This window comes from Acidovorax facilis (assembly GCF_023913775.1).
Taxonomy (GTDB): Bacteria; Pseudomonadota; Gammaproteobacteria; order Burkholderiales; family Burkholderiaceae_C; genus Acidovorax; species Acidovorax facilis.
Map to the genome: position 1 here is coordinate 1 of NZ_JAMXAX010000084.1, position 26,710 is coordinate 26,710.

A 26,710-nucleotide genomic window follows, 5' to 3' on the forward strand; every position below is an offset into this window, starting at 1 on the left:
GGTTTCGCCAAGGTGGCGCATGGGGGACAATTCCGGTTGTTGTTGTTTTTACCGACCCGGCTGATGCCAAGGTGGTTTTTTTGCGGGCCAGCCGCCTTGCAAAACCCCAGGTTCCGACAAGGATTGGCTCAGCCCCAACCGAGATTGTGCCCATGTCTGCCGTTTTCAGCCCACCACCCGCCGCATTGCCCACCGACAAGGAACTGGTGCTCAAGGTCATCCCCATGCCCGCCGACACCAATGGCAATGGCGACATTTTTGGCGGCTGGGTGATGGCGCAGGTGGACTTGGCGGGCTCTGTGCTGCCCGCGCGCTACATCCAGGGCCGCATGGCCACGGTGGCCGTCAACGAATTCATCTTCAAGCAGCCGGTGCGCGTGGGCGACATCCTGTCGTTCTTCTCGTCCATTACGCGGGTGGGCAACACCTCGGTCACCGTGGAGGTGGAGGTGTATGCCGAACGGTTTACCGACCAGGGCCGGTATGTGAAGGTGACGGAGGCGCGCCTGACCTATGTGGCCATCGACGACCAGGGCAGGCCGCGCCCGGTGCCCAAGCACAACGCGCCGGGGTGAAAGCACGGAAGGTCGGCTCGCGCAGACCGCGCCTGGCGGTCCGCGGACGCCTTCATGGCCCGGTCAGGCGGCCAGTGCAGTGGCCGGTTCGGTGCGCAGAGGAGCTGCCGTGCGCTGCAGAGTGCTGCTGGATGACGAGGGCGAGAACCCGGCCTCGATCTCACCCGCCAGCTGACCGCCCTCTTCCACCACCAGTTTGCCGTAGCGGATCTTGCCGTTGACCTTGCCGGTGCTGTAGATCACCAGCTTCTGGCGCACGGTGAGTGTGCCGTTGAACTCGCCATGGATCTCGGCAATGTCGATCTCGGCAGAGCCCTTGAAGGCGCCATGCTCAGCAATCTGGATCACGCGCGAATCCATGGTGGCTTCCACCGTGCCTTCGACCACGAGGGTGTCGCAATCGGTAATTTCCACGCCCTTGAGCTTGATGTTCGGGCCCACCGTGAGCTTGCTGCCCGAGCTGTCGCTGCTGCTGGCGGCCTTGGGGGCAGCAGGGCTGGCCACCGGCTGTGCAGCCGCAGAACTGCTCGCCGCTGAGCTCCCCAATACGGAGCCTGAAGTGGTGCTGTTGCGGGGTTGGAACGACTCGGGTTCACGCTTGCCAAAGAAGGGGTTTTGCACGGCCATCAGATCTCCTTGAAAAGAGAGTCATCGTAGGTATCGCGCCCCGTGAAAGATGCCCTGGTTACGCAAGAACGGTAACCAAACGGTTCTCTCGTAGCATGCGCTTGCAAGGCTTGCGGGATCACACATCCGGTGCATGGCAACGCCCCGTGGCGAGACGGCTCAGGAGCGCGCCCCAATCAAGAGACGATGTAAGCCGCAGCTCCGGCCGACATGATCTGCCCATCCGGCCCCAGGAACTCCATGCGCGTGGTTGCGACACGCGAACCCAGGCGCAGCACCTGCGCGCGCAATTCGAAGTGGCTGCCAATGCCGGGGCGCAGGTAGTCGATGCGCAGGTCGATGGTGCCCAGCTTGGCAAAGCGGTGCAGGCGCTGCTCGGGTGCTTCGTCCAGGTGTTTGACGCCAATCGCGGCCATCACCGCCAGCCCGCCCATGGCGTCGAGCCCTGCGCTGATCACGCCGCCGTGGATGCGGTTGTAGGCATAGTGGCCCACCAGGTCCGGTTTCATGTCGATGCGACCCACCACACCATCGGGTGCCAGTGACGTGATCTTCAGGCCCAGCACCTGGTTGAACACGATTTTTTCTTCAAAGATGGATTTGAGCCCGGCGATGAACTCGGGCTCAAAGGCTTGCGGGGCTGGGGTGGCGGTGGATTTGCTCATGGGTCTCCTGGGGGTCACTGCGGGATGGTGCGTGCAATCGAAACCATCCAGATGCTCCTGATTTTGTAGCTTCTCACGCTTAATAGATAAGCGCTAGAGGCTATTTTTACTTAAAACTGGCCGTGGCGCACTTGCCCTGCGGCAAACCGCGAGGCGCCGCGCAGTGCTTCGGCCAGGCATTCGCGGCCGCCCGCCTATTCCTGCAGCAAGGCTCGCCGTAACAGCAGCCCTTCGGCGGCGAGCGCGCTGGTGCGGGCTGTGCTGGCATCCACCGCGTTTTGCACATCGGGCCTGCGCCATGTCACCAGCGTGACACCACCTTGCACTTCAACCTCTGCGGATATGTGGCTCTCCTGTGGCCCGGCGTCAGAACCTGTTCACCCACCCGACGTTACTCCTATTGCGCAGGGTGCAGCACTGCGTCAATATCCGCCGCTACCCGCTCGCCCGCCCCATCAGGGTTAGCCCCGAGTGCGGTATGCACAGCGCGCGTGCACCATTATTTATACAAAGCAATCGCTTTGTATAAATATTCTGCAGGACCTGCGCAAGCGACGATGCGGCCATCCCATGCCCACGAGGCATCCACCCCGCATTTACCCGCTTTGCGTATCACTTATTCTGGAGAGCCAGTGTGCAATTTGTGCAACTGTTGATCAGCGGTGTCTCGCAGGGGTGCATCTACGGGCTGATCGCGCTCGGGTTCGTGCTTATCTACAAAGCCACGGAGACCGTGAGCTTTGCCCAGGGCGAACTCATGATGCTCGGCGCTTTCTGTGGCCTGGCGCTCATGACCGTGCTGGGCTTTCCCTTCTGGGTGGCGGTGCTCGCCAGCATCCTGGCCATGGGGCTGTTTGGCACGGTGCTGGAGCGCGCAGTGATCCGCCCCATCCTGGGCCAGCCCGCGTTCTCCATCGTCATGCTCACCATCGGCATCGGCTACGTGCTGCGCGGCCTTGTCACGATGATCCCCAACATCGGCACCGACACCCACACGCTGCCCGTGCCCTACAAGGACCAGTCCCTGCGCTTGGGCGAGCTGGTGGTCAGCGCCGAGCAGCTGGTGGTGATCGGCGCCACAGGCGTGCTGTGCGTGCTGCTGTTTGCCATGTTCCGCTACAGCAAGCTCGGCATTGCGATGCAGGCCGCGTCGCAGAACCAGCTGGCGGCCTACTACATGGGCATTCCCGTGCAGCGCCTTAACGGCCTGGCCTGGGGGCTTGCCGCGGCGGTGGCGGCGGTAGCCGGGCTGCTGTTGGCGCCCATCACCTTTGTGCACGCCAACATGGGGCTGATCGGGCTCAAGGCCTTCCCCGCCGCCGTGGTGGGCGGCTTTGGGAGCCTGCCCGGGGCCATCGTGGGCGGGCTGGTGATTGGCATTGTCGAATCGCTCTCGGGCTTCTATCTGCCCGGTGGGTTCAAGGACACAGCCGCGTACATCGTCGTGCTGATCATGCTGATGGTCAAACCCAACGGACTGTTCGGCGAGAAGCTGAGAAAGAAAGTCTGACCCATGCGCTTTCTCTTCAAGACCTCGTACGAGCAAGACATTCGCCTCGCCAAGCATGGCGGGCATGTGTTCTGGTACAGCCTGCTGTGCCTGGCCCTGGTCGCCGCGCCCTGGGTGGCGCCTGAATACTGGTTGGCACAGCTCACCTTTGTGCTCATCTACGCCATCGTGGGCCTGGGGCTGATGCTGCTGGCGGGCTTCACCGGCTTGTTCTCGCTGGGGCATGCAGCGTTTCTGGGCGTGGGGGCATATACGCAGGCGGTGCTCACTGGCATGGGCTGGCCGTTTGCGCTGTCGCTGGCCTGCGCGGCGGGGCTGTCGGCCGCTGTAGGCGTGGTGGTGGGACTGCCAGCACTCCGCGTCAAAGGCATCTACCTGGGCATGGCCACACTGTCCTTCGGCTTCATCGTGGAAGAGGTGTTCGCGCGGTGGGAGTCGGTCACAGGCGGCAACTCCGGCAAGCACCTGGTGCCGCCACAAATCGCGGGCTACTCGTTCGAGACCACAGAGTCGTTCTACTTTCTGTGCCTTGTGATTGCGGTGGTCAGCACCCTCGCCATCCTGAACCTGCTGCGCTCGCCCACGGGCCGTGCGTTTGTCGCCATCCGTGATTCAGAGATCTCGGCGCAGAGCATGGGCATCCACCTGGCCCGCTACAAGACGCTGTCGTTCTCCATATCGGCTGCACTTGCAGGCATCGGCGGTGCGTTGTACGCGCACAAGCTGCAGTTCATCTCGCCCGATCAGTTCAACATCCTGCAGTCCATCGACCTGCTGCTGATGATCGTGATCGGTGGGCTGGGATCGGTGCATGGAGCGTTCCTGGGCGCCATCTTCCTCATCACCATGCCGCAGATGATTTCGCTCTCCAAGGACTGGCTGCCCGCCGCCATCGGCCAGGCACCGGGCCTGCAGGCGGTGGTGTACGGCGCGGTGCTGATCGCCTTTGTGCTGTTCGAACCCATGGGCCTGTATGGCCGCTGGCTCAAGGTGCGCACCTGGCTGCAGATGTTCCCGTTCTACCGCAAGGGCTTGTTCAAGCGGCAGAAGTCGTTCCAGAAATCGGATCGCTTGAAATGAAGCACCCCCTGAGTCGCTTCGCGCCTTCCCCCTCTCTCGATTCGCAGCGCGATTCGGGAGGGGAACGCCCCCAGCGCGGCGGGGCGGCCCTTGCGCGGGGGCACTGGCCTCGGTCACGCCAGTCGCAAAGGCTGCGGACGGCATTCAGCACACTGGACCAGTGAAATGACCCCAATTGCTGTACCCATGACTGACGAAATCCTGCTCAGCGCCCAGAACCTCAGTGTGCGCTTTGGCGGCGTGCTCGCGGTCAACAACGTGAGCTTTGACGTGCGCCGTGGCGAGGTGTTCACCCTCATCGGCCCCAACGGCGCGGGCAAGACGACGGTGTTCAACCTCATCAGCCGCATCTATACGCCCACCACCGGCACCATCGCCTATGCGGGCCCGGGCGGGGCCCTGCTGCCATTGACCGACCAGCCGCCGCACAAGGTGGCAGGCCTGGGCATTGCACGCACCTTCCAGAACATCGAACTCTTCGAGCACGCGAGTGTGCTGCACAACCTGCTGATCGGCCGCCACACCCGACAACACAGCAGCCTGTGGGCCGAGATGTTCTTCACGCGCAAGGTGCGCGAAGGCGAAGTTCAGGCCCGGGAGAAGGCCGAGCAGGTCATCGATTTTCTCGACCTGCAGCACTACCGCGACACCATGGTCGCCGGCCTGCCCTACGGCGTGCGCAAGGTGGTGGAGCTGGCCCGTGCGCTGTGCACCGAGCCGCAGTTGCTGCTGCTCGACGAGCCCTCGTCGGGCCTGAACGTGGAGGAAACTGACGACATGGCCTTCTGGATCCAGGACATCCAGCACGAGCTGGGCATCACCGTGCTGATGGTGGAGCACGACATGTCGCTGGTCTCCAAGGTATCCGACCGCGTGCTGGCCATGAATCAGGGCGAGGTGGTGGCCATGGGCACGCCGCGCGAGGTGCAGACGCACCCCGGCGTGATCGAGGCGTACCTGGGCACCATCGACGACGTGAGCAACCTGCGGCGTCCGGCGGGTTCAAAAATGGGGGTACGGGCATGAACGCCGTACTTGCCGCCGTCAACACATCCGCAGCAGCAGCTGCTGCTGACCAACCCTTGCTGCGCCTGCAGAACGTGGAAAGTGCCTACGGCCCCATCAAGGCCATCCGGGGCGTCAGCCTGCAGGTGCGGCGCGGCGAGATCGCCGCCGTGCTGGGCAGCAACGGCGCGGGCAAGACCACCATCCTGAAGACCATCAGCGGCATCATCGACCCGCGCAAGGGCTCCATCGAATTCGCGGGCGCCGACATCACTGCCAACGACCCGGCAGCGATCGTGCGTCGGGGCCTGATGCACGTGCCCGAGGGGCGCGAGGTGTTCCCGCTGCTCTCGGTGCGCGACAACCTGCTGATGGGAGCCTATACGCGCGCCGACAAGGACGCAGTGGCGCGCGACATCGAAACCGTGTTCGGCTACTTCCCCATCCTGAAGGAGCGCGCCGCGCAGGACGCGGGCCTGCTGTCGGGAGGGCAGCAGCAGATGCTGGCGATCTCGCGCGCGCTCATGGCCAACCCCGAACTCATCCTGCTGGACGAGCCCAGCCTGGGCCTGTCCCCCAAGCTCACCAAGGAGATCTTCGAGATCGTGGTGCGCATCAACCGTGAGCGCGGCACCACCATCCTGCTGGTCGAGCAGAACGCCAACATGGCGCTCAACGCATCGGACTACGGCTATGTGCTGGAGAACGGCCGCATCGTGATGGAAGACAGCTGCGAGCGCCTGCGCGAGAAGGACGACATCAAGGAGTTCTACCTTGGGATGAAAGATGTCGGCGTGCGTGGAGAGCGGCGCTGGAAGAAAAAGAAGACCTGGAGATAAGCGCAAATGTCTAACCTCTGGGACCTCGATCACATCCAGCCCGCAGGCACCGACGTGCTTGCGGGCGACACCATCGCTGCCATGTTCTGGAACGCCGTGGCCGAGCGCGGCCCGCGCGTGTGGATGCGCCAGAAGGAGCTGGGCATCTGGAAGAGCTGGACCTGGGACCAGACGGCGGAAGCCGTGCGGGAGATTGCGGGCGGCCTGATGTCGCTGGGTTTTGCGCCCGGCGAATGTGCATCCATCCTGTCTAACACCAACATCGAATGGGTGCTGGCCGATCTGGCCGTGCTGAGCTGTGGCGGCGTGGCCAATGGCATCTACCCCACTGACGCGGCGGCGCAGGTGCATTACCTGAGCGAAGACTCTCGCACCACCGTGCTGTTTGTGGAAGACGATGAACAGCTCGACAAGGCCCTGGAAGTGCGCAGCAGCCTGCCCCTGCTGCGCAAGGTGGTGGTGTTCGACATGGAAGGCCTGCGCAGTCTGAACGACCCCGATGTACTGAGCCTGGCCGCCCTGCGCGAGCTGGGCAGGGCCTGGAATGCACAACACCCCGACGCGCTGATGCAGCGCGTCAAGGCCTGCCGACCCGAAGACTTGGCCATCCTGGTCTACACCTCGGGCACCACCGGCAAGCCCAAGGGTGCCATGCACACGCACGCCGCGCTCACCTACACCGTGCGCGGCTACAACACGCTGATCTCGCGCAGCGAGGCCGACGAGACCATGTGTTTTCTGCCGCTCTGCCACATTGCCGAACGGATGGGGGGCGAATACTTCTCGCTCTACACCGGCGCGCGCCTCAACTTTGTCGAGAACCCCGACACCGTGCCCGAGAACGTGCGCGAGATCGCACCCACCGTATTCACCGCCGTGCCGCGGGTATGGGAGAAGTTCTATTCGGGCGTGATGATCGCGCTCAAGGAATCCACGCGCATGCAGCAGGCGGCCTATGCCTGGTCGATTGGCGTGGGCACCCGCATCGCAGATCGGGTGCTGGCCGGACAGCCCGTGGGCGGTTTGCTGAAGGCGCAGTTCATGCTGGCGCGCTTTCTGGCGCTCAACAATGTGCGCAAGCTCATCGGCATCCACCGTGCGCGCTTTCTGGTCACAGGCGCAGCGCCCATTTCGCCCGATCTGGTGAAGTGGTACCTGGCGCTGGGCGTGCCCATGCTGGAGGTGTGGGGCATGACCGAGACCTGCGGCGCCTCCACTGGCGTACCCGCCAGCCGCATCAAACCCGGCTCCATCGGCCCGGCGGCCAGCTACAACGAGGTGCGCATCGACCCCGCCACGGGCGAGATCCTGGTGCGTGGACCCAATGTGTTCAAGGGCTACCTCAACCAGCCCGAGAAAACGGCCGAAACCATCGACCCCGAAGGCTGGTTGCACACGGGTGATGTGGGCCTGATCGACGCCGATGGCTACCTGCGCATCACCGACCGCATGAAGGACATCATCATCACGGCGGGCGGCAAGAACATCACGCCGAGCGAGCTGGAGAACGAACTCAAGTTCAGCCCCTACATCACCGATGCGGTGGTGATTGGCGACAAGCTGCCCTACCTCACGGTGATCATCATGATCGACCAGGAGAACGTGGAGAAGTACGCACAGGACAACGACGTGCCGTTCTCCAACTACGCCAGCCTGACCCGCACGCGCGAGGTGCAGGAGCTGATCCAGGCCGAAATCGACCGCGTCAATGCCAAGTTCGCCCGCGTGGAGCAGATCAAGAAGTTCTTCCTGCTCGACACCCAGCTCACGGCCGAGGATGAAGAGCTGACACCCACCATGAAGCTCAAGCGCAAGCTGGTGCAGCAGAAGTACGCACCGCAGATTGAGGCGATGTACCGGTAGGTGCGCACGTCACGCAACCACAGGCCACGCCCATCAGGATAGGGAAAGTGCTGGTGCCCCACCCCGGGCATCGTTCTATAACGAGCAACCGAGTTCGATCCAACCAAAGGAGACGTGCCATGAAACTTCATCACATTGCCGCGCTGGCCATCGTGGCCATGGCCGGAGGTGCTGCACAGGCGCAGCCCAGCCAGGGCGTGAGCAAGGACACCATTACGCTGGGTTCCATCCAGGATCTGTCCGGCCCGCTGGCGGGCTTTGGCAAACAGGTGCGGCTGGGCATGATGCTGCGCGTGGACGAAGCCAACGAGCAGGGTGGAATCAATGGCCGCAAGCTGGACCTGAAGGTGGAAGACTCAGGCTACGACCCCAAGAAAGCCGTGCTGGCCGCACAGAAGCTGGTCAACCAGGACAAGATTTTCATCATGGTGGGCCACATCGGCACGGCCCAGAACCTGGCGGCCATGCCCGTGCAGTTCAGCAAGAACGTGATCAACTTCTTCCCGATCACCGCTGCGCGGGAAATGTACGAGCCCTTCCACAAGCTCAAGTATTCGTTTGCCGCCACTTACTACGACCAGATCCGCCTGGCCGCGCCCAAGCTCATCAAGGAAAAAGGCGCCAAGAAGATCTGCACCATCTACCAGGACGATGAGTTCGGCCTGGAAGTGATGCGCGGCGGCGGGGCCGCGCTCAAGTCCATGGGCATGGACTTCACCGAGAAGACCTCGTACAAGCGCGGCGCTACCGATTTTTCGTCGCAGGTCGCCAAGATGAAGTCTTCGGAGTGCGACTTCGTGATCCTGGGCACCATCATCCGCGAGACCATCGGCACGATTGGCGAGGCGCGCAAGACGGGCTTCAACCCCACCTTCCTGGGCTCCAGCGCCGCCTACACCGACCTCATCCACAAGCTGGGCGGCAAGCCCATGGACGGGCTGTACGCCACCATGACGGTGCAGCACCCCTACCTGGATGAAGCCAGCCAGCCCATCCGCTTCTGGGCCAACAAGTACAAGACCAAGTTCAACGAAGACCCCACCGTGTTCTCGGTCTACGGCTACAACGCCATCGACGCCTTCATCAAGGCGGCCCAGAAGGCAGGCCCCAACCTGAGCACCGACAGCTTCATCAAGGCCATGGACACCATGGTGATTCCGCCCGACATGTTCGGCAGCGCCGAAGGCACCTTTGGCCCACAAAAGCGCCTGGGCAGCGATCTTTCTCGCCTGTCGCAGATCACCGATGGCAAGTGGAAAGTGGTGTCTGACTACGTGAAATAGTCGCCCGCATTGTTTCTGCCAGCAGGCCGCCTTCGGGCGGCCTTGTCTTTGGTGAGTGCGTTTTTGCCTCGGCAGTGGCAGAATTTAACCAAGCAGTAACTTTGCATAAATAGAAAGAGACAAACGCCATGATCGAACGCACCCTCTTCCAGCCCGACCACCAGGCCTTTGCCGACAGCTTTCGCCGCTTCATCGACAAAGAGGTAACGCCCTACCACGCCGCCTGGGAAGACCAGGGCTATGTAGCGCGCGAGGTGTGGAGCCAGGCGGGCGCCAACGGCTTTCTGTGCATGAGCCTGCCCGAGGAATACGGCGGCGCCGGGGCCGACAAGCTGTATTCGGTGGCGCAGATGGAGGAGCTGGCGCGTGCAGGCACCACCGGCATCGGCTTTGGCCTGCACAGCGAGATTGTGGCGCCGTACATCCTGCACTACGGCACCGAGGAACAAAAGCGCAAGTACCTGCCCCGAATGGCCAACGGTTCCATGGTGGGCGCCATCGCCATGAGCGAGCCCGCAGCCGGCAGCGACCTGCAAGGCATCAAGACCACGGCCATCAAGAGTGCAGACGGATCGCACTATGTGCTGAACGGCAGCAAAACCTTCATCACCAACGGCTGGCATGCCGACCTGGTGATCGTGGTCGCCAAGACCGACCCGGCCGCCGGAGCCAAGGGCACCAGCCTGTTGCTGGTGGAGCGCGGCATGCCCGGCTTTGAAAAAGGCCAGCGCCTCAAGAAGATGGGCATGAAGGCGCAGGACACGTCCGAGCTGTTCTTCAACGACGTGCAGGTGCCGATGGACAACTTGCTGGGCGGCCCCGCCATGGAAGGGCGTGGCTTCATCTGCCTGATGGAGCAGCTGCCCTGGGAGCGCCTGCAGATCGCCATCACCGCCGTGGCCGCCGCCCAGGCTGCGATTGACTGGACGCTGGACTACGTCAAGCAGCGCAAGCTCTTTGGCCAGAGCGTGGCGTCATTTCAAAACACCCGCCACACCCTGGCCGAGCTGCAAACGCAGGTGCAGGTGGCCCGCGTGTTCGTGGACAAATGCTGTGAGCTGATCGTGCGCGATCAGCTCGACACCGAAACCGCCAGCATGGCCAAGTACTGGACCACCGACCTGCAGTGCAAGGTGATGGACGAGTGCGTGCAGCTCTTCGGCGGCTACGGCTACATGTGGGAATACCCCATCACCCGCGCCTATGCCGACGCACGCGTGCAGCGCATTTATGGCGGCACCAACGAGATCATGAAAGAAGTGATTGCACGGGCCATGGGCCTGGGCAAATAACGGAATGCACCGCGCCGTGAATGACGCAGTGCCCGATGCCCTGCACCACGCCGCAGTGGACGCCGAATGCCGCTACAGGTACCAGGCGGCGCGCGCTTCCTCGGGGCTGAGCGGCGCACCGGGGCGGCGGTCGGTGACATTCAGCCAGGAGCGCACACCCTGGCTGCCACTCAGCGCGCGCATCAGCAGCAAGCCTGCGCCAATGCCGCGTATGGCTGCTGAGCTGCGGCTGGGCGCCATGAAGGCCGCCACCGCCAGCGCACTGGATGCCGCCAGCACGACATGGTGCTCCAGCGCAAATCCTTCGCGCGTGTCGTCGTATTCGATGGCGCTGCGCGCGATGCGCTGCAATGCAGGGGATGTATTTCGTTCCATAGCCAGAAATGTAGATAGCAACCGCCGAAAGATAGTGCAAAAACCACTGCACCCGCGTCAGAAAGCACCTTGTAGTGGCGTGAGCCAGCCTAGCGGCTTTACCGCCGCACTGCTTGAAGTTTAGAGAAACCACCGGAGACCATTCATGACCGAAGCCTATGTATTCGATGCGCTGCGCACCCCGCGCGGCAAGGGCAAGAAGGACGGCACCCTGCACGAGGTCAAGCCCATCGACCTGCTGGTGGGCCTGCTGACCGAGCTACAAACGCGCCACCGCTTTGACACGGCGGCGGTGGACGATGTCGTCATGGGTATCGTCTCGCCCGTGGGCGAGCAGGGCTCGGTGCTGCCGAAGGTGGCCGCGCTCAAGGCCGGGTGGGACTTTCGCTGTGCGGGCGTGCAGGTCAACCGCTTTTGCGCGTCGGGCCTGGAAGCCGTGAACCTGGCCGCGCAGAAGGTGCGCAGCGGCTGGGAGGACCTGGTGGTGGCAGGCGGCGTGGAGAGCATGAGCCGCGTGCCCATCGGCTCCGACGGCGGCGCCTGGGCGCAAGACCCCGCCACCAACTCCGCCACGTTGTTCGTGCCCCAGGGCATCGGCGCCGACCTCATCGCCACGCTGGACGGCTACACCCGCGCCGACGTGGACGCCTTCGCACTCGAATCCCAGCGCCGCGCCACCGCAGCGCGCGCAGCGGGCTACTTCAAGAACTCCGTCGTGCCCGTGCGCGACTTCATCGGCCAGACCATCCTGGCCGAAGACGAATTCATCAAGCCCAAGACCACGCTGGAGGGCCTGGGTGCGCTCAAGGCCTCGTTCGAGCAACTGGGCGGCATGGGCTTTGATGCCGTGGCGCTGCAACGCTACCCGCAGGTGGAGCGCATCCACCACGTGCACCACGCGGGCAACTCGTCGGGCATCGTGGACGGTGCCGCTGCCGTGCTGATCGGCAACGAGGCCGCCGCCAAGGCCCACGGCCTCACGCCCCGCGCACGCATCGTGGCCACGGCGCTGAGTGGCGCCGACCCCACCATCATGCTCACCGGCCCGGTGCCCGCTGCCAAAAAGGCGCTGGCCCGTGCGGGCATGACCATCGACCAGATCGACCTGTTTGAAGTGAACGAGGCCTTTGCCGCCGTGCCCATGCGCTTCATGCGCGAGCTGGGCGTGCCGCACGATAAGGTCAACGTGAACGGCGGCGCCATCGCCATGGGTCACCCGCTGGGCGCCACGGGCGCCATGATCCTCGGCACCCTGATTGACGAGCTGCACCGCCGGGGCCAGCGCTACGGCCTGGCCACGCTGTGCGTGGGCGGCGGCATGGGCATCGCAACGATTGTTGAACGTATCTGAACGGGCAGGAGACAAGAACATCATGCAAACCATCCGCTACGAACTCATCCCCGCCCAGGGCACCGAAGGTCAGGTCGCCGTCATCACCTTTGACGAAACCAATTCACCCGTCAACACCATGTGCCGCCAGTGGCAGCAAGAGCTGGGCGAGGTCACGGCCCAGGTGCTGGGCGACCGCGAACGCCTGGGCACTGCCCTCAAGGGCATCGTGCTTGCATCGGCCAAGACCAGCTTCTTTGCAGGCGCCGACCTCAAGGCCACCATGCGCCTGACACCTGCGGATGCGCCCAGCGCGTTTGGCGAAATCGAGCGCATGAAGAAGCACTTTCGTACGCTCGAAACCCTGGGTATCCCCGTGGTGGCCTGCCTCAACGGCGCCGCGCTGGGTGGCGGCTGGGAGGTGGCGCTGGTCGCCCACTACCGCATCGCCGTGGCCGACCCCAAGATCCAGTTCGGCCTGCCCGAGGTCACGCTGGGCCTGATGCCCGGCGCCACCGGCGTGACCAAGATGACGCGCCTGCTGGGCCTGATGGGCGCGCAGCCCTTCATCCTGGAAGGCAAGCTCTTCAACCCCGCCGAAGCGCTGGAGCTGCAACTGGTGCACGAGCTGGTTGCCACGCGCGAGCAACTGCTGCCCGCTGCCCTGGCCCACATCGCCACCCACCCGCACGCGGTGCAGCCGTGGGACGACAAGAATTACAAAATGCCCGGCGGCACGCCCGCCAATCCCAAGATTGCAGGCGCGCTCACCGTCGCGCCCGCCATGCTCAAGAAGACCACCCGCGGCCGCTACCCCGCGCCCGAGGCGGCGCTGGCCGCCATGGTCGAAGGCGCCATGGTGGACTTTGATACGGCCCTGCGCATCGAAAGCCGCTACCTCGCCCGCCTGATGACCGGCCCGGTGGCGCGAAACATGATCAACACGTTCTTCTTCGACATGAACGCGATCAAGAGCGGCAAGTCGCGCCCCGGCACGGCCCCACGCTACAAGCCGCAAAAAGTCGGCATCCTGGGCGCAGGCATGATGGGCGCGGGCATCGCCTGGGCCCAGGCCAGCCGGGGCATCGCTACGGTGCTGAAAGACGTGAGCACAGAGAAGGCCGAGGCCGGCAAGGCTTACAGCGCCAAACTCACCCAGGCCCGCGTGGACAAGGGCCGCATGACCGCCGAGGCGCAGCAAGCGCTGCTGGCCCGCATCACGCCCACCGCCAGCGCGGCCGACCTGGCGGGCTGCGACCTCATCATCGAAGCCGTGTTTGAAAGCCGCGACCTCAAGGCCAAAGTCACACAAGAGGCCGAGCCGCAGCTGGCGCCCGGCGGCTTCTTTGCCAGCAACACCTCGACCCTGCCCATCAGCGGCCTGGCCACGGCCAGCAGCCGACCCGAGAAGTTTGTCGGCATCCACTTCTTCAGCCCCGTGGACAAGATGAAGCTGGTGGAGATCATTCGCGGCAAACAGACGGATGACGAAACCGTGGCCCGCGCCTTCGACTACGTGCAGGCCCTGGGCAAGGTGCCCATCGTGGTCAACGACGCACGCGGCTTCTACACCAGCCGCACCTTTGGCACCTTTGTGATGGAAGGCGCCGCCATGCTGGGCGAAGGCATCCCCGCCGCCGCCATTGAAAACGCCGCCATGCAGGCCGGCCTGCCCGTGGGCCCGCTGGCCGTGCTGGACGAAACCGCGCTGACCCTGAGCGTGCACGTGCTCGACCAGACCCGCGCCGACTACGCCGCCGAAGGCAAGACCTACACCGCCACGCCCGGCGAGTTGCTGGTGGAGCGCATGGTCAAAGAGCTCAAGCGCCCCGGCCGCGCCGGTGGCGGCGGGTTTTATGACTACCCCGCAGGCGCCAAGAAGCACCTGTGGGCGGAGCTGAAACCCCTGTTCGAAAAGCCCGGCGTGGCATGGAGCGTGCAGGAGATCCAGGACCGTTTGCTCTACCGCCAGGCCATCGAGACCGCACGCTGCCTGGCCGAGGGCGTGCTGACCAGCGTGCATGACGCGAACATTGGGTCGATTTTTGGGATTGGGTTTCCGGCTTGGACGGGGGGGGCGATGCAGTTCATTTATGGAACGGGTCTTGAGGCGTTTATGCAGAGGACGGACCAGCTGGCGGCACGCCATGGAGTCGGCTTCAAGTTAGACGCAAAAGCACGAAATGCAATCGAGAAATTTCAACCGATTTATTAACGATCACCGCATGAACAGGGGGCTATCTTCGATAGGGAGGGCCCCCAATTCACTCTCGAAACTGATTGAGTTGCCGCTTAGAAGGGAATGTCATCAATGAACTCAAAGGCACCTTCGTATCTGTAGACTTTTTCAAGCGCCTTACTTACGCGTTCCTTGATAGCCTTCGATTGATTGAACTTGTCGGGCGCATCAATCTCGAGCCCGAAGTCGGTATGGATGAGCAGCTTTTTTTCTTTCTTAGAGTAGCTCAATGTAGCTGTCTCCATGTCCACATGGACACCCGCCTCGGATACCGATTTCCATCGAATAAATGACCGCACCTCATTTCGGAACGTAGGCAGTAAGGCATTCAGCCGTCGATCATCTTGCACGATATCCCGATAGAAGGAGTCACATTCATCAGCGACCCACTTGGCACTTGCATCATGCAGACGGCCGTAGTCCTGCAAAGTACTCTCGAAAGCCGAGGCGCGAATGAAGCGGATCCGCGAGAAGGTCTCTTTTCGGTGAATGATGTATCGCCCTACGTAGTGTTCCGAATCGATCTCCGCACACTCAATGTCAGATCCCCGAAAGTGCAACCGCAGCAATTCAGTGTCCGCTACAGCCAGCAAATTGAACTGATATAGAGAAGGTTTCTTTTTGCGATTCGGCAGTGACCCCAGCTCGTACGCCTGAGCTTTCATTAACGATGTGATTGCGCTGAAGATTGCTACGTCGTTTTTTGGACTACTGGCGAGCTTCGTACTCCCGCTGCCATGAGTTTGCTTTCTTGTTACCGAGGTGATCTCTGCAGCTTTGGATAGCTCCTGAAAGGCGAAGACCTCAACGTCCGGCACGCTGAGCGCTTGAACCACACCAAAAGATTGGGCAGCTGCGTGATAAGCCTTTGCGCAATTCGGCTCTGCAAGTCGATACTGGAGAGCTGGATCATTCGACCACGCGTGCATTGGCCACCAATCAGCGTTCGGGTCCTTGAGGTTGATGTCCCGCGCAAGCAGGGCCCAAACATTCTCCTCGCTCTTTTTGCAACTGATGACGAGAGTCGTGTAGACATCAAAGTGCTGTACGTGACTGACCTTGTATGCGATCAGATCGACTTCTCGCACGGTGTTCGAGTAGTCGTCTTCGTAGTACTTATTGCTGATGACCGTCCAGCCGCTAGCTTTTAGCAGTTGAGCGACACGATTTTCCAAGACGAAACCCGTCCTCTTGATTGCGTCCTTGTACGCCTGATAGTTCGACACGGATTCCATGCGTCCTCCTCAATGGGCAACCGCAGTCTATTACCGTAGGTCTGCTTAACGCAGCGCAACCCCGTGCCACCCTTTCGCAAGGCATGTATGTCGGGTGACGTCATGCGGCTGAACCAACCTACGGCGCCACGATTCCTATTTCATCCTTGCAAATTGATCGCTGGCCGATCAGTTTGCAAGGATGAAAACGCAGACGAATGTCGTGTAAGCACTTTCGGCTAATCAGCAGCCTTCAATCCCAACATCCCCCGCGCCTCCTGCGGCGAAGCCACCTCCCGCCCCGCGTTGCGCGCGTATTCCGCCAGCTTCTCAATCAACGGCCCGTTCGACTCCGCCTTGGTCCCATCCGGCAGATAGAACGTGTCTTCCAGCCCCGTGCGCAAATGCCCGCCCAGTTCGGCCACGCGCTGGTGCACAGGCCAGATCTCGCTGCGGCCGATGACGGTGGCTTGCCAGGGGGCATCCTTGATTTTCAGCTTGAGCAATATGGGCAGCAGGTCCGGGTCGGCGGGCATGCCGGATTCGACGCCCATCACAAAGTTGTATTCAGGCAGGCGCTCGGTGTACATGCCGGTCTGCACATACATCTCCACGCAGCGGACGATGCCCACGTCGAAGCACTCAAACTCGGGCAACGTACCTGTCTCCAGCATCACGTCGATGAAGTCCTTGACCTTGGCGGGCTGGTTGTCGAACAGCATGGGCGGCCAGGCCCAGGTGCCGTTGCTGCGCACCTTCAGGTAGTTGAGCGAGCCGGCGTTGCACGCGGCCATCTCGGGGCGGGTGGCGCGCAGGCAGTCGAGCGGGCCCTGGTAGTGGGGGCCGACCACGCCGGTGGTCTGGTTGATGATCAAACCCGGGCAGGCCTCGCGCATGGCCTGCACGCAGTCGCGCGCGACCTGCGGGTCCCAGCTGGGCAGGTGGCCCTTGCCGGGCTCCTGGTTGCGAAAGTGCACGTGGACCACGGCGGCGCCAGCGTCGTAGGCGCGGCGTGCTTCTTTGGCCAGTTGCTCTGGCGTGACGGGCACGTGGTGCTGGCCGGGGTCCGTCAGCACGCCCGTGATGGCGCAGGTGATGATGGCTTTGTTGCCGTGGTCGGTGCTGTGCATGGTGCCTGTCTCCTTCAAATGCCTAGCTGACGTGCAGCCAGGTCTTTCATGATTTCTTCCGCACCGCCGCCGATCATCATGACCTTGACCTCGCGGTAGATGCGCTCGCTGACGGTGCCGCGCATGAAGCCCATCCCGCCCAGGATCTGCACGGCCTGGTCGGCGCAGAATTGCATGGTTTGGGTGGCGTGGTTCTTGAGCAGGCAGACCTGAGCAACCCAAGCACTGTCTGCCCCCACGCTCCCCTGCTGCGCATGGGTCGCTGCCCCCCAAGGGGGGCTGATGCGGCTTGGGGCGGCCCGGCGCCGCATCGCCCGCGCGCCCCGCATCGGCCTGCGCGGCCACGGACTCGCACCATGCGGCGGTGGACTGGATGCGCATTTGCATATCCACCAGCTTGTGGCGGATGACCTGGTGCTCCACCAGCGCGGCGCCAAAGGTCTTGCGCTGGCGGGCCCAGGCCAGGGCTTCGTCGTAGCAGGCCTCGGCAAAGCCCAGGGCCGACGCGGCGAGGCCAAAGCGCTCGCCATTGAAGTTGGCCATGATGATGCGAAACCCCGCGCCCTCTTCGCCCAGCAGGTAGCGCGCGGGCACGCGCACGTTGTCAAAACGCAGGTGGGCGGTGTCGGAGCACAGCCAGCCCATCTTGTCGAGCTTGCTGCGCGACAGGCCTGCGCTGTGGCCGGGGATGAGCAGCATCGATATGCCGCCACTGCCCTTGCTGCCAGCGTCGCCAGTGCGCACAGCCAACGTGATCCAGTCCGCGCGCATGCCGGAGGTGATAAACACCTTTTCGCCGTTGACGATGTAGTCATCCCCCTCGCGCCGCGCGGTGGTCTTGAGCTGGGCCACGTCGGACCCGCCACCGGGCTCGGTGATCGCCAGCGCGGCAATCTGTTCGCCCGCCAGCACCGGTGGAATGACCTCGGCGCGCACAGCATCGCTGCCATGCGCCAGCACCGGCGGCAGGCCGATGTTGTGCGACAGCAGGCTGGCCAGCACGCCTCCGCTGGCGCCGTGGCGGCTGAGCGCGCGCCACAGCGGCAGGCGCAAGGCGTAGCTGGCGGGTGTGCCGCCGTACTGCTCGGGGTAGCCCAGGCCCAGCAGGCCCAGGTCGGCCGCGCGGCGGTACAGGCTGCGGGGGAATTCACCGGCGGCATCCCACGCGTCCACATGCGGCGCGATCTCGGTGCGGGCAAAGCGGGTGACGGTGTCGGTGAGGGCGGTGCGGTCTTCGTCGCTCACAGGGGTTGCGTCGGATGTGGCGGTCATGCGGGCGCTCCTTGCGTGGCGGATGCAAAGCGGGCCAGCACCTGGCCGGGCGACACCTGCTGGCCGGGCGCTACCAGCAACTCGGCCACCGTGGTGGCGGCAGGGCTGGCCAGGCTGTGTTCGAGCTTCATGGATTCGATGACCACCACGGTGTCGCCCGCCGCCAGCGCCTGGCCTGCGGCCACGGGCAGTGCGACCACCTTGCCGTTGAAGGGGGCGCGCAGCTCCGTCGCACCGCCCGCCGCACCCGAGCGCGCAGCGGGCTCCCACGATGCGTCTTCCACCCAGCCGTCCACGCCGCCGGTTTGCCAGTGCCAGCGCCGGGGGGCCACCGCCACGCAATGCACACCGCGCTGGGGCAGCTGCAAAGTCACAGGCTCCGCCCCCGCCTGTTCCACCAGCAGCCGCCCACCGCCCAGCTCGCGCACGGCGATGGAGTGCACCTCGCCCTGGTGACGCAGCCGCAGGGGCCTGGCCATGGCACAAGGCAGGTCCGACGTCGGATTTGAAGCAAAAATGGCCGATAGCGCCGAAGGAATATGCACTGATAGCTCATTATTTGATAGCAACCGCTGCAGCTCCTGGGCATGCTCCGCCAGGAACGGCACCAGCGCCTGGCCGCTGGCAAACACGGGGTGCTGCAGGCAGGCCGCCAGAAACGCGCGGTTGGTGGGCAAGCCCAGCACGCGGGTGCCCTGCAGCGCACGCACCAGCGCGGCAATGGCCTCGGGCCGCGTGGGCGCGTGCACGATGAGCTTGCCCAGCATGGCGTCGTAGTGGGGTGTGACCTCTGCCCCCTCTTCCAGCGCATGGTCAAAGCGCAGCGCGCCCGGCGCGGCCCGTTCAAACGCGGTGGCGGGCGGCGCGCTGAACTGCAGCACGCGGCCGGTGTGGGGGCGGAAGTGCGCGTCTTCGGCACACAGGCGCACTTCGATGGCGTGGCCTTGCAGATGCACCTGATCTTGCGTGAGCGGCAGCGGCTCACCCCGCGCCACGCGGATTTGCCATTCCACCAGGTCCAGCCCCGTGAGGGCTTCGGTCACCGGGTGCTCCACCTGCAGGCGGGTGTTCATCTCCATCAGGTAGAAGTCTTTGCCGTCGAGCAAGAACTCCACCGTGCCCGCGCCCACATAGCCAGCAGCCTGAGCCAGCGCCACGGCGCAGGCGCCCACGCGTTCGCGCAATGCGACATCCACCGCAGGGCTGGGCGCCTCTTCAATGATCTTCTGGTGGCGGCGCTGAACAGAGCAATCACGCTCGCCCAGATGGATGCAAGCACCGAGGGCGTCGGCAAAGACTTGCACCTCCACATGGCGCGGCTGCAGCAGCGCGCGTTCGATGAGCAGGTCGCCGCAGCCAAAGCCCGCCAGCGCCTCCGACCGGGCACTGGCCAATGCGGCGGGCAACTGCGCCAGGTCGGTGACCAGGCGCATGCCACGCCCTCCCCCACCCGCCACGGCCTTGACCATGAGGGGTGTGCCGATGCCCGCAGCCTCGGCGGCAAAACGTTCGTCGCTCTGATCCTCCCCCGCATAGCCGGGCAGGCAGGGCACGTCCTGCGACTGGGCCAACGCCTTGGCCCCGGCCTTGCTGCCCAGCGCGCGGATGGCGCCGGGCGGCGGGCCGATCCAGGTCAGGCCCGCATCGACCACGGCCTGGGCGAAGTCAGCGTTCTCGCTGAGGAAGCCATAGCCGGGGTGCACGGCATCTGCGCCGGCGGCACGGGCGGCGCCCAGCAGCTTGTCGGTGCGCAGGTAGGTGTCGGCGCTGGCCGCGCCACCCAACGCCACGGCCTGAGTGGCTTCGCGCACGTGCAGGGCGTTGGCATCGGGGTCGGAATAGACCGCGACGGTTTCGATGCCCATGCGGTGGGCGGTGTGGATGATGCGGCGGGCGATCTCGCCGCGATTGGCGATGAGGATCTTTTTCATAGGCTGTGCCCTCGCGGCTCCATCGCCCGCCAGCACGCTGCGCGTGCACGGGCAATCTGCTTCGCCATGCCTGCGGCATGAACAGCCCGATTGGCAATGAGGATTTTCTTCATGAGTTCGCACTCCACGGCGGCGCCTTGCGCGCAGCAAACGCTGCCAGCCCTTGCGGCGCCTCGGGGCCACGCAGCGCTTGCGCAAAGGCGAGGGCGGCGTCATCGAGCAGCGCGGGCAACGGCGTTTCGTGCTGGGCCAGCAGCAAACGTTTGGTAGCAGCCACGGCCTGGGGCGCAGCGACGGCATGGCGTCCGATGGCGGCTTGCACAGCAGCCTCCATGTCGCCACTCACCACCTCATCGACCAGCCCCGCGATTTGAGCTTTCGCGGCATCCCAGCGCTCGCCCGTCAGCAGACAACGCCGCGCAGCAGACGGGCCAAGGCGCCGCACGACAAAGGGCGCGATCTGCGCAGGCACGATGCCCAGCGTGACTTCAGGCGTGGCGAACTGGGCGCTGGTGTGGGCCAGCACCTGGTCGGCGCAGCACACCAGGCCAAAGCCGCCGCCCATGGCCGCGCCCTCCACCGCCACGACGAGCCACTGCGGCAGCGCGCACAGGGCCTGCAGCAGCGCACCAAAGCGGCGGTTCAGGGGCACCAGCGGGTCGGCTTCGCCGGCAGCCAGGGGCTGGCCAATGGTCTTGGCAAAGCCGCCCAGGCTGCCACCCGCGCAAAAGTGGCCGCCCGCGCCGCGCAGCACCACGCCTCGCAGGTCGGCATCGGTTGCAGCCCGCTCACACGCGGCTATCAAACCGTCAACCACCGCCTCGGACAGCGCATTGCGGCTGGCCGGGTCGTTGAGCGTCCAGGTTTCCACACAGCCGCTGGCCAGCGGCGCGCGGTCGATCAACAGCAATTCAGCCATGTCAGTGCACGGGCCGCTTGGCGATGCCCATGAGCTTGGACAGGATGCCGAGCATTACCTCGTCGGCCCCGCCGCCGATGGACGCCAGCCGCCCGTCGCGGTACATGCGCGAGACCTTGTTCTCCAGCGTGAAGCCCATGCCGCCCCAGAACTGCAGGCAGGTGTCGGGCACCTCGCGGTTGAGGCGGCCGGCCTTGAGCTTGGCCATGCTGGCCAGCTCCAGCACGTCCTGGCCGTTCACGTACAGGTCGCAGGCGCGGTAGGTGAGTGCGCGCAGCGCTTCGACCTCGGTCTTGAGTTCGGCCAGCTTGAACTGCACCCACTGCTGGTCGGCCAGCGTGGCGCCAAACAGCTTGCGCTCCTGTGCGTAGTCGATGGTCCACTGGATGCAGTGGTTCAGCGATTCGAGCGTGCTGGCGGCGCACCACAGGCGCTCTTCCTGGAACTGCTGCATCTGGTAGATGAAGCCCTGCCCCTCGGCACCGATGCGGTAGCGCTGCGGAACGCGCACCTCGTCAAAGTAGATCAGGCCCGTGTCGCTGCTGTGCATGCCGATCTTGCGGATCTTTTGCGCCACCTCGATGCCCTTGATGAGCTTGCCGCCGGGCCCATCCCGCATGGGCACCATCACCAGGCTCTTGTTTTTGTGCACAGGGCCTTCGCCCGTGTTGACCAGCATGCACATCCAGTCGGCCTGCAGGCTGTTGGTGATCCACATCTTCTGGCCGGTGATCACATAGTCGTCGCCGTCCTTGCGCGCCACGCTCTTGATGCCCGACACATCGCTGCCCGCCGCAGGCTCGCTCACACCGATGCAGCCCACCATGTCGCCCGCAATCGCAGGGGCCAGAAAGTTGCGCTTGAGTTCTTCGCTGCCGTAGCGCGCCAGCGCCGGGGTGCACATGTCGGTCTGCACGCCGATGGCCATGGGCACGCCGCCGCAGTGGATGTGGCCCAGCGCCTCGGCCATGGCCAGGCTGTAGGAGTAGTCCAGCCCCTGGCCGCCGTATTCCTCGGGCTTGCACAGGCCCAAGAGGCCCAGGTTGCCCATCTTCTTGAAGACTTCGTGCGCAGGGAAGATCTCGGCCGCCTCCCATTCGTCCACATGGGGGTTGATCTCTTCGTCGATGAAGCGCTTAAGGGTCTTCTGGATCTCGCGGTGCTCGTGTGTGAACTGCATGGTGCTTGTCTCCTGCTGTTGCGTTTGTATGTTTGTGTGCCTGCAAACTTCGATCACGAAAGCTGAAACTGCCCCAGCGGCTGCGGCCGCCCGTTGAGCACCAGCTCCACCTGGTGCGCGCCGGGGTAGTGGGTGCGCGTGGTCATCTGCTGCAGCGACAGCGTCTTGCCCACCGCCACGGTGGCGCCGGGGGCGATGTCCAGCGTCTGCAGCTTGAACACCTTGGGCGCCGCGCCGCCGTGGGCCTTGACGTAGTGCACCTTGAGGTCCGCCAGCACGCGCTGGGGCTGGGGCGTGGGGTTGTGCAGTTCGGCCTCGATGCGCACCTTGTCGCCGATGCGTGCGCGGGCGGGCAGCACGCGCGCGGCCCGCACATCCAGCGCCACGGCATGGCCCACGCCCAGGGCATCGAGCGCAGCGGCGTCGCCGCGTTTGATGAGAAAGCGCAGGCCGTGGCGCACCAGGGCTTCGCGCGGGGCGGGCGCGCCCTGCAGCCAGGCACGCGCGGTACCCACGGCGAGGTCGGGGTGGTCCTTGGCGATGTCGCCCAGGTGGTTGGCCACGGAGCGACGCACGTACGACGATGGGTCGTCCTTGAGCGCATCGAGCAACGGCAGGGCCAGTTGCGGGTTGTTCTGGAATGCGGGCAGGCGCGGCGCCCAGGGCAGGCGGGGCCGCGTGCCTTCGCTCACCAGACGGCGCACATGGGCGTTGCCATCCTGCGCCCAGTCGCGCAGCCGCGCGAGCGTGGCGCCCTGGTGGTGCAGCAGGTAGGGGCGAATGCAGAACTCTGCCGTAAACCGCTGGGTCAGCGCATGCTGCGCGGCCATGGCCGCCTCAAAATGCGGCACGCCCTGTGTGCCGATGTAGATGCTGTGCGGCAGGTACAAAAAGGCGCTGTAGGGGCGGTCACCCGCATCGGGCTCACCCGCCGCATCGAGGCCCATCGGCGGGTCCATCGAATCGACCAGCACGCCCAGCGCACGCGGCACGTCTTGCGGCAGGTGTGTCTGCAGGGCCTGCGCAATACGCTGACCGCGTGCCATCAGCTCCAGCGATTCGTAGCCAGGCTCTACTTGCTGCAGAAACGCGGTGGTGTCGAACTTGCGCCACGCGCGCCGCACCATGGCCGCGATGCGCGGGGGCACGGTGTCGTTCAGCAGGTATTTGAGAGGCTCGGCCATCGTGAAGGTTGCGTGCGAAGCGCTTACATCCGCGCCACGCCAAAGCTCAGGGGCCGCAGCGTGCGCGCCTGCGCCTCGGCACAGGTATCCAGGCAAAACGCCAGCACGGCGCGCGTGTCGCGCGGGTCGATCACGCCGTCGTCCAGCAGCAGGCCGCTGGTGTAGAACGCATCGGCCTGGGCCTCGAACATGGCGACGATCTTGTCGAACTGGGCCTGCGATTCGACCGGGTCGGGCGTTATGCCTTTGCGCGCCATCGCCGCCTCGGTCACGATCTGCATGGTGCGCGCGGCCTGCTCGCCGCCCATCACCGCTGTCTTGGCCCCCGGCCAGCCGAACAGGAAGCGCGGCGCATAGCCCCGCCCGCACATGCCGTAGTTGCCCGCGCCAAAGCTGGCGCCGCACTGGATGGTGATCTGCGGCACGGTGGCGTTGGTCACGGCCTGGATCATCTTGCTGCCGTGCTTGATCATGCCGCCCTGCTCGCTGTCCTTGCCCACCATGTAGCCCGTGGTGTTCTGCAGGTAGATGATGGGGTGGCCCAGCTGGCACATCCACTGGATGAAGTGCGTGGCCTTGTTGGCGCCCGCCACGTCGATAGGGCCGTTGTTGCTGATGAAGCCCACGGCATGGCCGCCGATGCGGCCCTGCGCGCAGAGCGTGGCCATGCCGTAGCGGGCTTTGAACTCGAGCAGCTCAGACCCATCCACCAGCCGCGCGATCACCTCGCGCATGTCCACAGGCTGGCGCAGGTCGGCAGACATCAGGGACAGGAGATCGTCTGCGGGCAAGGTGGGCCCAGGTGCGCTGGGTCGCCGGGGCATGTTCCACCCCAGCTGCGCCACCACATCGCGCGCCAAGCCGATCGCCTCACGGTCGTCCTGCGCCAGGTATTCACCCAGGCCCGAGACGGCGGTGTGCATCTCGGCCCCGCCCAGTTCTTCTTCCGTCGCAATCTCACCCGTCGCAGCCATGAGCAGCGGCGGCCCGGCCAAAAAGGCGCGCGAGCGGCCCTGCACCATGATGACCACATCCGACAAGCCGGGCATGTAGGCGCCGCCTGCGGTGCCCGAGCCGTGCTGCACGGTGACGACCGGAATGCCCGCCGCCGACAGCCGCGCGAGGTTGCGGAACAGCGTGCCGCCGTGCACGAAGCCCTCCACCCGGTAGCGCATGAGGTTGGCACCCGCGCTCTCCACCAGGTGGATGAACGGCAAGCGGTTTTGCAGCGCGATTTCCTGCACGCGCAAGATCTTTTCCAGGCCCATGGGCTGGATGGCGCCGGCTTCGATGCCTGAATCGCTGGCCACCACCATGCAGCGCACGCCGCTGACAAAGCCGATGCCCGCAACCATGCCGCCACCGGGCACGGACTTCTCGGGGTCCTTCACGTCCTGCAGGTAGCCCGCCAGCGTGCACAGCGGCAGCCAGGACGCGCCCGCATCCAGCAGCAGCGCCACGCGCTGTCGCGGCAGCAGCTGGCCGCGTTTTTCAAACTGGGGCAGCGAGCGGGCCGAGGCGGCGGCGGCGCGCTCTTCCAGCGCGCGCAGGGCATGAAGGCGGGCCTGCAGCGCCGCGCGGCGCTGGGTGGATTCGGCGCTACCTGGGTTGAATCGGGAAGTGAAGACGGCGGTCATGCGGCCTCGGTCTTGGGGGTATGGGAAGGGGCAAACACCTGCGGCACCTGCGCGCGATGAAATCCGTCAAACGGCCGCACAGCCGGGTGTGCTGCGGCGGTGGCACCAGGCGGGCGCTGCGGCCAACCCATGCGCACCTGGGGCCGCGCGCCGTCCACCCGCAACGTGGTGCCGCTGATGAAGCTGGCTGCCGGGCTGAGCAAAAAGGTGATGGCCGCCGATACCTCGGCCTCGTTGCCAAAGCGCCCGAGCGGCACCGTGCGCGGCATGGCACGCAGCATGTCTGCCGCCTCGGGCGGGTAGTTGTCCATGCCGCTGGAGGCGATGTAGCCCGGCGCCACGGCGTTCACGCGCACACCGCTGTGCGCCCATTCGAGCGCGGCGGTTTCGGTGAAGCTGACCATGCCCGCGCGCGCTGCACCGCTGTGCCCCATGCCCGGCATGGAGCCCCACATGTCGGCCACGATGTTGACGATGGAGCCGCCGTGCTGCGCCATCCACTGCCGGTAGCACTCTCGCGCCATCAAGAAGCCACCCGTGAGGTTGGTGTGCAGCACGGCCTCCCAGCCCTTGGCGCTGATGGATTCGAGCGGCGACATGAACTGCCCGCCCGCGTTGTTGACCAGTGCATCGACGCGGCCCTGCGCAGCGATGATCTGCTGCACCAGCGCCACCACACCTTCTTCGGATCGGATGTCGCACACCTCGCAGGACACACGGCCACCATCGGCAGTGATCTCTTCAGCCACGGCCAGCAGCTTTTCTGGCTTGCGCCCCACCAGCACCACATGCGCGCCCAGGTGCGCCAATTCATGCGCCATGCACCGGCCTATGCCCGAGCCGCCGCCGGTGACCACCACCACCTGGCCCTGGAACAGGCCCGGAGCAAACACAGACTGGTAGGCGTTGCGCGCGGTGGGGGCCATGGTGACTCTGCCTTGGTGGGGTTGTTTGTTATGAACGGATGAACAAGGCCAGCGCCTCGTCGGTGAGCGCGTCAAGCGACTTGCCCTTTTTGGGCGAGAACCACTGCACCGCCCAGTTGAGCGCCCCAAAAATGAACAACCGCGCCACACCGGGCTCGGCCTGCAGCGCACCCTGCTTTGCCAGCGCTTCCAGCACAGGCATCCAGGTGGCCTCGTAGCTGTCCTTGATGCGGGCAATGCCCTTGCGCTGCGCAGGCGTGAGCGAACGCCACTCGTAAAGCATCACTGGGATGAAGCTACTGCGCGGCCCGAGCAGGATCTCAAAGTGGTGGCGAATGAGCGTGTGCAACTGCTCGCGCGGTGTGGCCGTGGTGGGCAACGCATCGAGTGCCTGCTGCTGGCTTTGCGTGGCCATGGTCATGCCCTCGCTCATCACGGCATAGAGCAGCGCGCTTTTGCTTTCGAAGTGGTAGAAGGGCGAGCCGCTGTGCATGCCCGCCGCCGCCGCAATGTCGCGCGTGCTGGTGGCGGCGAAGCCCTGGGTGCGGAACAGCTTGGCCGCGCCGTCCATGAGCTTGCGGCGGCGGTTGCCGTCGTCCAGTTCTTCTGCGGTCTTGCGGGGGCGGCCGCGGGG

Annotated in this window: 23 protein-coding genes and 1 pseudogene; 10 read left to right on the forward strand and 14 right to left on the reverse strand. The window is 64.8% G+C overall.

The window, feature by feature from the left end; genetic code table 11:
• Positions 1–152: 152 nt before the first annotated feature.
• Positions 153–575, forward strand: a complete 423-nt coding sequence (locus NFX52_RS19970) for an acyl-CoA thioesterase (protein ID WP_055393750.1) — start codon at positions 153–155, stop codon at positions 573–575.
• Between the two features lie 63 nt (positions 576–638).
• On the opposite strand, the gene NFX52_RS19975 is transcribed toward NFX52_RS19970, so the two are convergent.
• The 3 genes from NFX52_RS19975 to NFX52_RS30890 form a co-directional block, all read right to left on the reverse strand.
• Positions 639–1,202 carry a bactofilin family protein gene (locus NFX52_RS19975; RefSeq protein ID WP_055393748.1) on the reverse strand — a complete coding sequence of 188 codons (564 nt, stop codon included), beginning with the start codon at positions 1,200–1,202 and terminating at the stop codon, positions 639–641.
• A 176-nt stretch (positions 1,203–1,378) separates the two neighbouring features.
• Positions 1,379–1,867, reverse strand: a complete 489-nt coding sequence (locus NFX52_RS19980; protein WP_055393746.1) for a thioesterase family protein — start codon at positions 1,865–1,867, stop codon at positions 1,379–1,381.
• 194 nt (positions 1,868–2,061) lie between these two features.
• Positions 2,062–2,193: a hypothetical protein gene (locus NFX52_RS30890; RefSeq protein WP_255354179.1), complete on the reverse strand. Its 132-nt coding sequence runs from the start codon at positions 2,191–2,193 to the stop codon at positions 2,062–2,064.
• A gap of 308 nt (positions 2,194–2,501) precedes the next feature.
• Here NFX52_RS30890 and NFX52_RS19985 point away from each other — a divergent pair, with 308 nt between their 5' ends.
• The 7 genes from NFX52_RS19985 to NFX52_RS20015 all read left to right on the forward strand — a co-directional run bounded on the left by NFX52_RS19985 (position 2,502) and on the right by NFX52_RS20015 (position 10,739).
• Entirely contained in the window at positions 2,502–3,377 is an 876-nt protein-coding gene (locus NFX52_RS19985) for a branched-chain amino acid ABC transporter permease (protein WP_055393744.1), read from the forward strand.
• A gap of 3 nt (positions 3,378–3,380) precedes the next feature.
• Positions 3,381–4,457, forward strand: coding sequence for a branched-chain amino acid ABC transporter permease (locus tag NFX52_RS19990; RefSeq protein ID WP_055393742.1), 1,077 nt, complete (start codon positions 3,381–3,383; stop codon positions 4,455–4,457).
• Between the two features lie 186 nt (positions 4,458–4,643).
• Positions 4,644–5,483: an ABC transporter ATP-binding protein gene (locus NFX52_RS19995; protein WP_055393740.1), complete on the forward strand. Its 840-nt coding sequence runs from the start codon at positions 4,644–4,646 to the stop codon at positions 5,481–5,483.
• Entirely contained in the window at positions 5,480–6,301 is an 822-nt protein-coding gene (locus NFX52_RS20000) for an ABC transporter ATP-binding protein (RefSeq protein ID WP_055393738.1), read from the forward strand. Before NFX52_RS19995 ends, NFX52_RS20000 begins: the two co-directional genes overlap by 4 nt.
• 6 nt (positions 6,302–6,307) lie before the next feature.
• Positions 6,308–8,164: an AMP-dependent synthetase/ligase gene (locus NFX52_RS20005; RefSeq protein WP_055393736.1), complete on the forward strand. Its 1,857-nt coding sequence runs from the start codon at positions 6,308–6,310 to the stop codon at positions 8,162–8,164.
• A 119-nt stretch (positions 8,165–8,283) separates the two neighbouring features.
• Positions 8,284–9,447, forward strand: a complete 1,164-nt coding sequence (locus NFX52_RS20010) for an ABC transporter substrate-binding protein (RefSeq protein ID WP_252635792.1) — start codon at positions 8,284–8,286, stop codon at positions 9,445–9,447.
• A 128-nt stretch (positions 9,448–9,575) separates the two neighbouring features.
• A complete protein-coding gene (locus NFX52_RS20015) occupies positions 9,576–10,739 on the forward strand; it encodes an acyl-CoA dehydrogenase family protein (protein ID WP_055393731.1) in 1,164 nt (387 codons plus the stop codon).
• A gap of 72 nt (positions 10,740–10,811) precedes the next feature.
• Here NFX52_RS20015 and NFX52_RS20020 read toward each other — a convergent pair whose 3' ends face one another.
• Complete coding sequence (locus NFX52_RS20020) at positions 10,812–11,114, reverse strand: hypothetical protein (protein ID WP_225581100.1); 303 nt, start codon at positions 11,112–11,114, stop codon at positions 10,812–10,814.
• A 145-nt stretch (positions 11,115–11,259) separates the two neighbouring features.
• Between NFX52_RS20020 and NFX52_RS20025 the strand changes: the two genes are divergently transcribed.
• Complete coding sequence (locus NFX52_RS20025; protein ID WP_055393729.1) at positions 11,260–12,465, forward strand: acetyl-CoA C-acetyltransferase; 1,206 nt, start codon at positions 11,260–11,262, stop codon at positions 12,463–12,465.
• Between the two features lie 22 nt (positions 12,466–12,487).
• A complete protein-coding gene (locus tag NFX52_RS20030) occupies positions 12,488–14,659 on the forward strand; it encodes a 3-hydroxyacyl-CoA dehydrogenase NAD-binding domain-containing protein (protein WP_055393727.1) in 2,172 nt (723 codons plus the stop codon).
• 77 nt (positions 14,660–14,736) lie between these two features.
• Here NFX52_RS20030 and NFX52_RS20035 read toward each other — a convergent pair whose 3' ends face one another.
• The 10 genes and pseudogenes from NFX52_RS20035 to NFX52_RS20080 all read right to left on the reverse strand — a co-directional run.
• Entirely contained in the window at positions 14,737–15,918 is a 1,182-nt protein-coding gene (locus NFX52_RS20035; protein ID WP_055393725.1) for a hypothetical protein, read from the reverse strand.
• A gap of 218 nt (positions 15,919–16,136) precedes the next feature.
• Positions 16,137–17,027 carry a beta-keto acid cleavage family enzyme gene (locus NFX52_RS20040; protein ID WP_055393752.1) on the reverse strand — a complete coding sequence of 297 codons (891 nt, stop codon included), beginning with the start codon at positions 17,025–17,027 and terminating at the stop codon, positions 16,137–16,139.
• 14 nt (positions 17,028–17,041) lie between these two features.
• Positions 17,042–18,299: pseudogene (locus NFX52_RS20045) on the reverse strand (acyl-CoA dehydrogenase family protein).
• Positions 18,296–20,230 carry an acetyl/propionyl/methylcrotonyl-CoA carboxylase subunit alpha gene (locus tag NFX52_RS20050; protein ID WP_055393719.1) on the reverse strand — a complete coding sequence of 645 codons (1,935 nt, stop codon included), beginning with the start codon at positions 20,228–20,230 and terminating at the stop codon, positions 18,296–18,298. The pseudogene NFX52_RS20045 and the gene NFX52_RS20050 overlap by 4 nt, the downstream one beginning before the upstream one ends.
• A gap of 109 nt (positions 20,231–20,339) precedes the next feature.
• Positions 20,340–21,149 carry an enoyl-CoA hydratase/isomerase family protein gene (locus NFX52_RS20055; RefSeq protein WP_192428007.1) on the reverse strand — a complete coding sequence of 270 codons (810 nt, stop codon included), beginning with the start codon at positions 21,147–21,149 and terminating at the stop codon, positions 20,340–20,342.
• A 1-nt stretch (position 21,150) separates the two neighbouring features.
• Positions 21,151–22,329: an acyl-CoA dehydrogenase family protein gene (locus NFX52_RS20060; RefSeq protein ID WP_055393716.1), complete on the reverse strand. Its 1,179-nt coding sequence runs from the start codon at positions 22,327–22,329 to the stop codon at positions 21,151–21,153.
• 53 nt (positions 22,330–22,382) lie between these two features.
• Positions 22,383–23,513, reverse strand: coding sequence for a DNA alkylation repair protein (locus tag NFX52_RS20065; protein WP_207402062.1), 1,131 nt, complete (start codon positions 23,511–23,513; stop codon positions 22,383–22,385).
• 23 nt (positions 23,514–23,536) lie between these two features.
• Positions 23,537–25,150, reverse strand: coding sequence for an acyl-CoA carboxylase subunit beta (locus tag NFX52_RS20070; RefSeq protein ID WP_055393712.1), 1,614 nt, complete (start codon positions 25,148–25,150; stop codon positions 23,537–23,539).
• A complete protein-coding gene (locus tag NFX52_RS20075; RefSeq protein WP_055393710.1) occupies positions 25,147–26,076 on the reverse strand; it encodes an SDR family oxidoreductase in 930 nt (309 codons plus the stop codon). The genes NFX52_RS20070 and NFX52_RS20075 overlap by 4 nt, the downstream gene beginning before the upstream one ends.
• A gap of 28 nt (positions 26,077–26,104) precedes the next feature.
• On the reverse strand, positions 26,105–26,710 hold a 606-nt coding region (locus NFX52_RS20080; RefSeq protein ID WP_252635793.1), incomplete at its 5' end, for a TetR/AcrR family transcriptional regulator.

Bases quoted from the DNA above. Each gene is read 5' to 3' on its own strand.
- NFX52_RS19975 (WP_055393748.1), bottom strand. From the start codon at position 1,202: ATGGCCGTGCAAAACCCCTTCTTTGGCAAGCGTGAACCCGAGTCGTTC.
- NFX52_RS19980 (WP_055393746.1), bottom strand. From the start codon at position 1,867: ATGAGCAAATCCACCGCCACCCCAGCCCCGCAAGCCTTTGAGCCCGAG.
- NFX52_RS20075 (WP_055393710.1), bottom strand. From the start codon at position 26,076: ATGGCCCCCACCGCGCGCAACGCCTACCAGTCTGTGTTTGCTCCGGGC.
- NFX52_RS19970 (WP_055393750.1), top strand. From the start codon at position 153: ATGTCTGCCGTTTTCAGCCCACCACCCGCCGCATTGCCCACCGACAAG.
- NFX52_RS20040 (WP_055393752.1), bottom strand. From the start codon at position 17,027: ATGCACAGCACCGACCACGGCAACAAAGCCATCATCACCTGCGCCATC.
- NFX52_RS20010 (WP_252635792.1), top strand. From the start codon at position 8,284: ATGAAACTTCATCACATTGCCGCGCTGGCCATCGTGGCCATGGCCGGA.
- NFX52_RS19995 (WP_055393740.1), top strand. From the start codon at position 4,644: ATGACTGACGAAATCCTGCTCAGCGCCCAGAACCTCAGTGTGCGCTTT.
- NFX52_RS20055 (WP_192428007.1), bottom strand. From the start codon at position 21,149: ATGGCTGAATTGCTGTTGATCGACCGCGCGCCGCTGGCCAGCGGCTGT.
- NFX52_RS20020 (WP_225581100.1), bottom strand. From the start codon at position 11,114: ATGGAACGAAATACATCCCCTGCATTGCAGCGCATCGCGCGCAGCGCC.
- NFX52_RS20005 (WP_055393736.1), top strand. From the start codon at position 6,308: ATGTCTAACCTCTGGGACCTCGATCACATCCAGCCCGCAGGCACCGAC.
- NFX52_RS20060 (WP_055393716.1), bottom strand. From the start codon at position 22,329: ATGCAGTTCACACACGAGCACCGCGAGATCCAGAAGACCCTTAAGCGC.
- NFX52_RS20030 (WP_055393727.1), top strand. From the start codon at position 12,488: ATGCAAACCATCCGCTACGAACTCATCCCCGCCCAGGGCACCGAAGGT.
- NFX52_RS19990 (WP_055393742.1), top strand. From the start codon at position 3,381: ATGCGCTTTCTCTTCAAGACCTCGTACGAGCAAGACATTCGCCTCGCC.
- NFX52_RS20035 (WP_055393725.1), bottom strand. From the start codon at position 15,918: ATGGAATCCGTGTCGAACTATCAGGCGTACAAGGACGCAATCAAGAGG.
- NFX52_RS20070 (WP_055393712.1), bottom strand. From the start codon at position 25,150: ATGACCGCCGTCTTCACTTCCCGATTCAACCCAGGTAGCGCCGAATCC.
- NFX52_RS20050 (WP_055393719.1), bottom strand. From the start codon at position 20,230: ATGAAAAAGATCCTCATCGCCAATCGCGGCGAGATCGCCCGCCGCATC.
- NFX52_RS20065 (WP_207402062.1), bottom strand. From the start codon at position 23,513: ATGGCCGAGCCTCTCAAATACCTGCTGAACGACACCGTGCCCCCGCGC.
- NFX52_RS20015 (WP_055393731.1), top strand. From the start codon at position 9,576: ATGATCGAACGCACCCTCTTCCAGCCCGACCACCAGGCCTTTGCCGAC.
- NFX52_RS20025 (WP_055393729.1), top strand. From the start codon at position 11,260: ATGACCGAAGCCTATGTATTCGATGCGCTGCGCACCCCGCGCGGCAAG.
- NFX52_RS20000 (WP_055393738.1), top strand. From the start codon at position 5,480: ATGAACGCCGTACTTGCCGCCGTCAACACATCCGCAGCAGCAGCTGCT.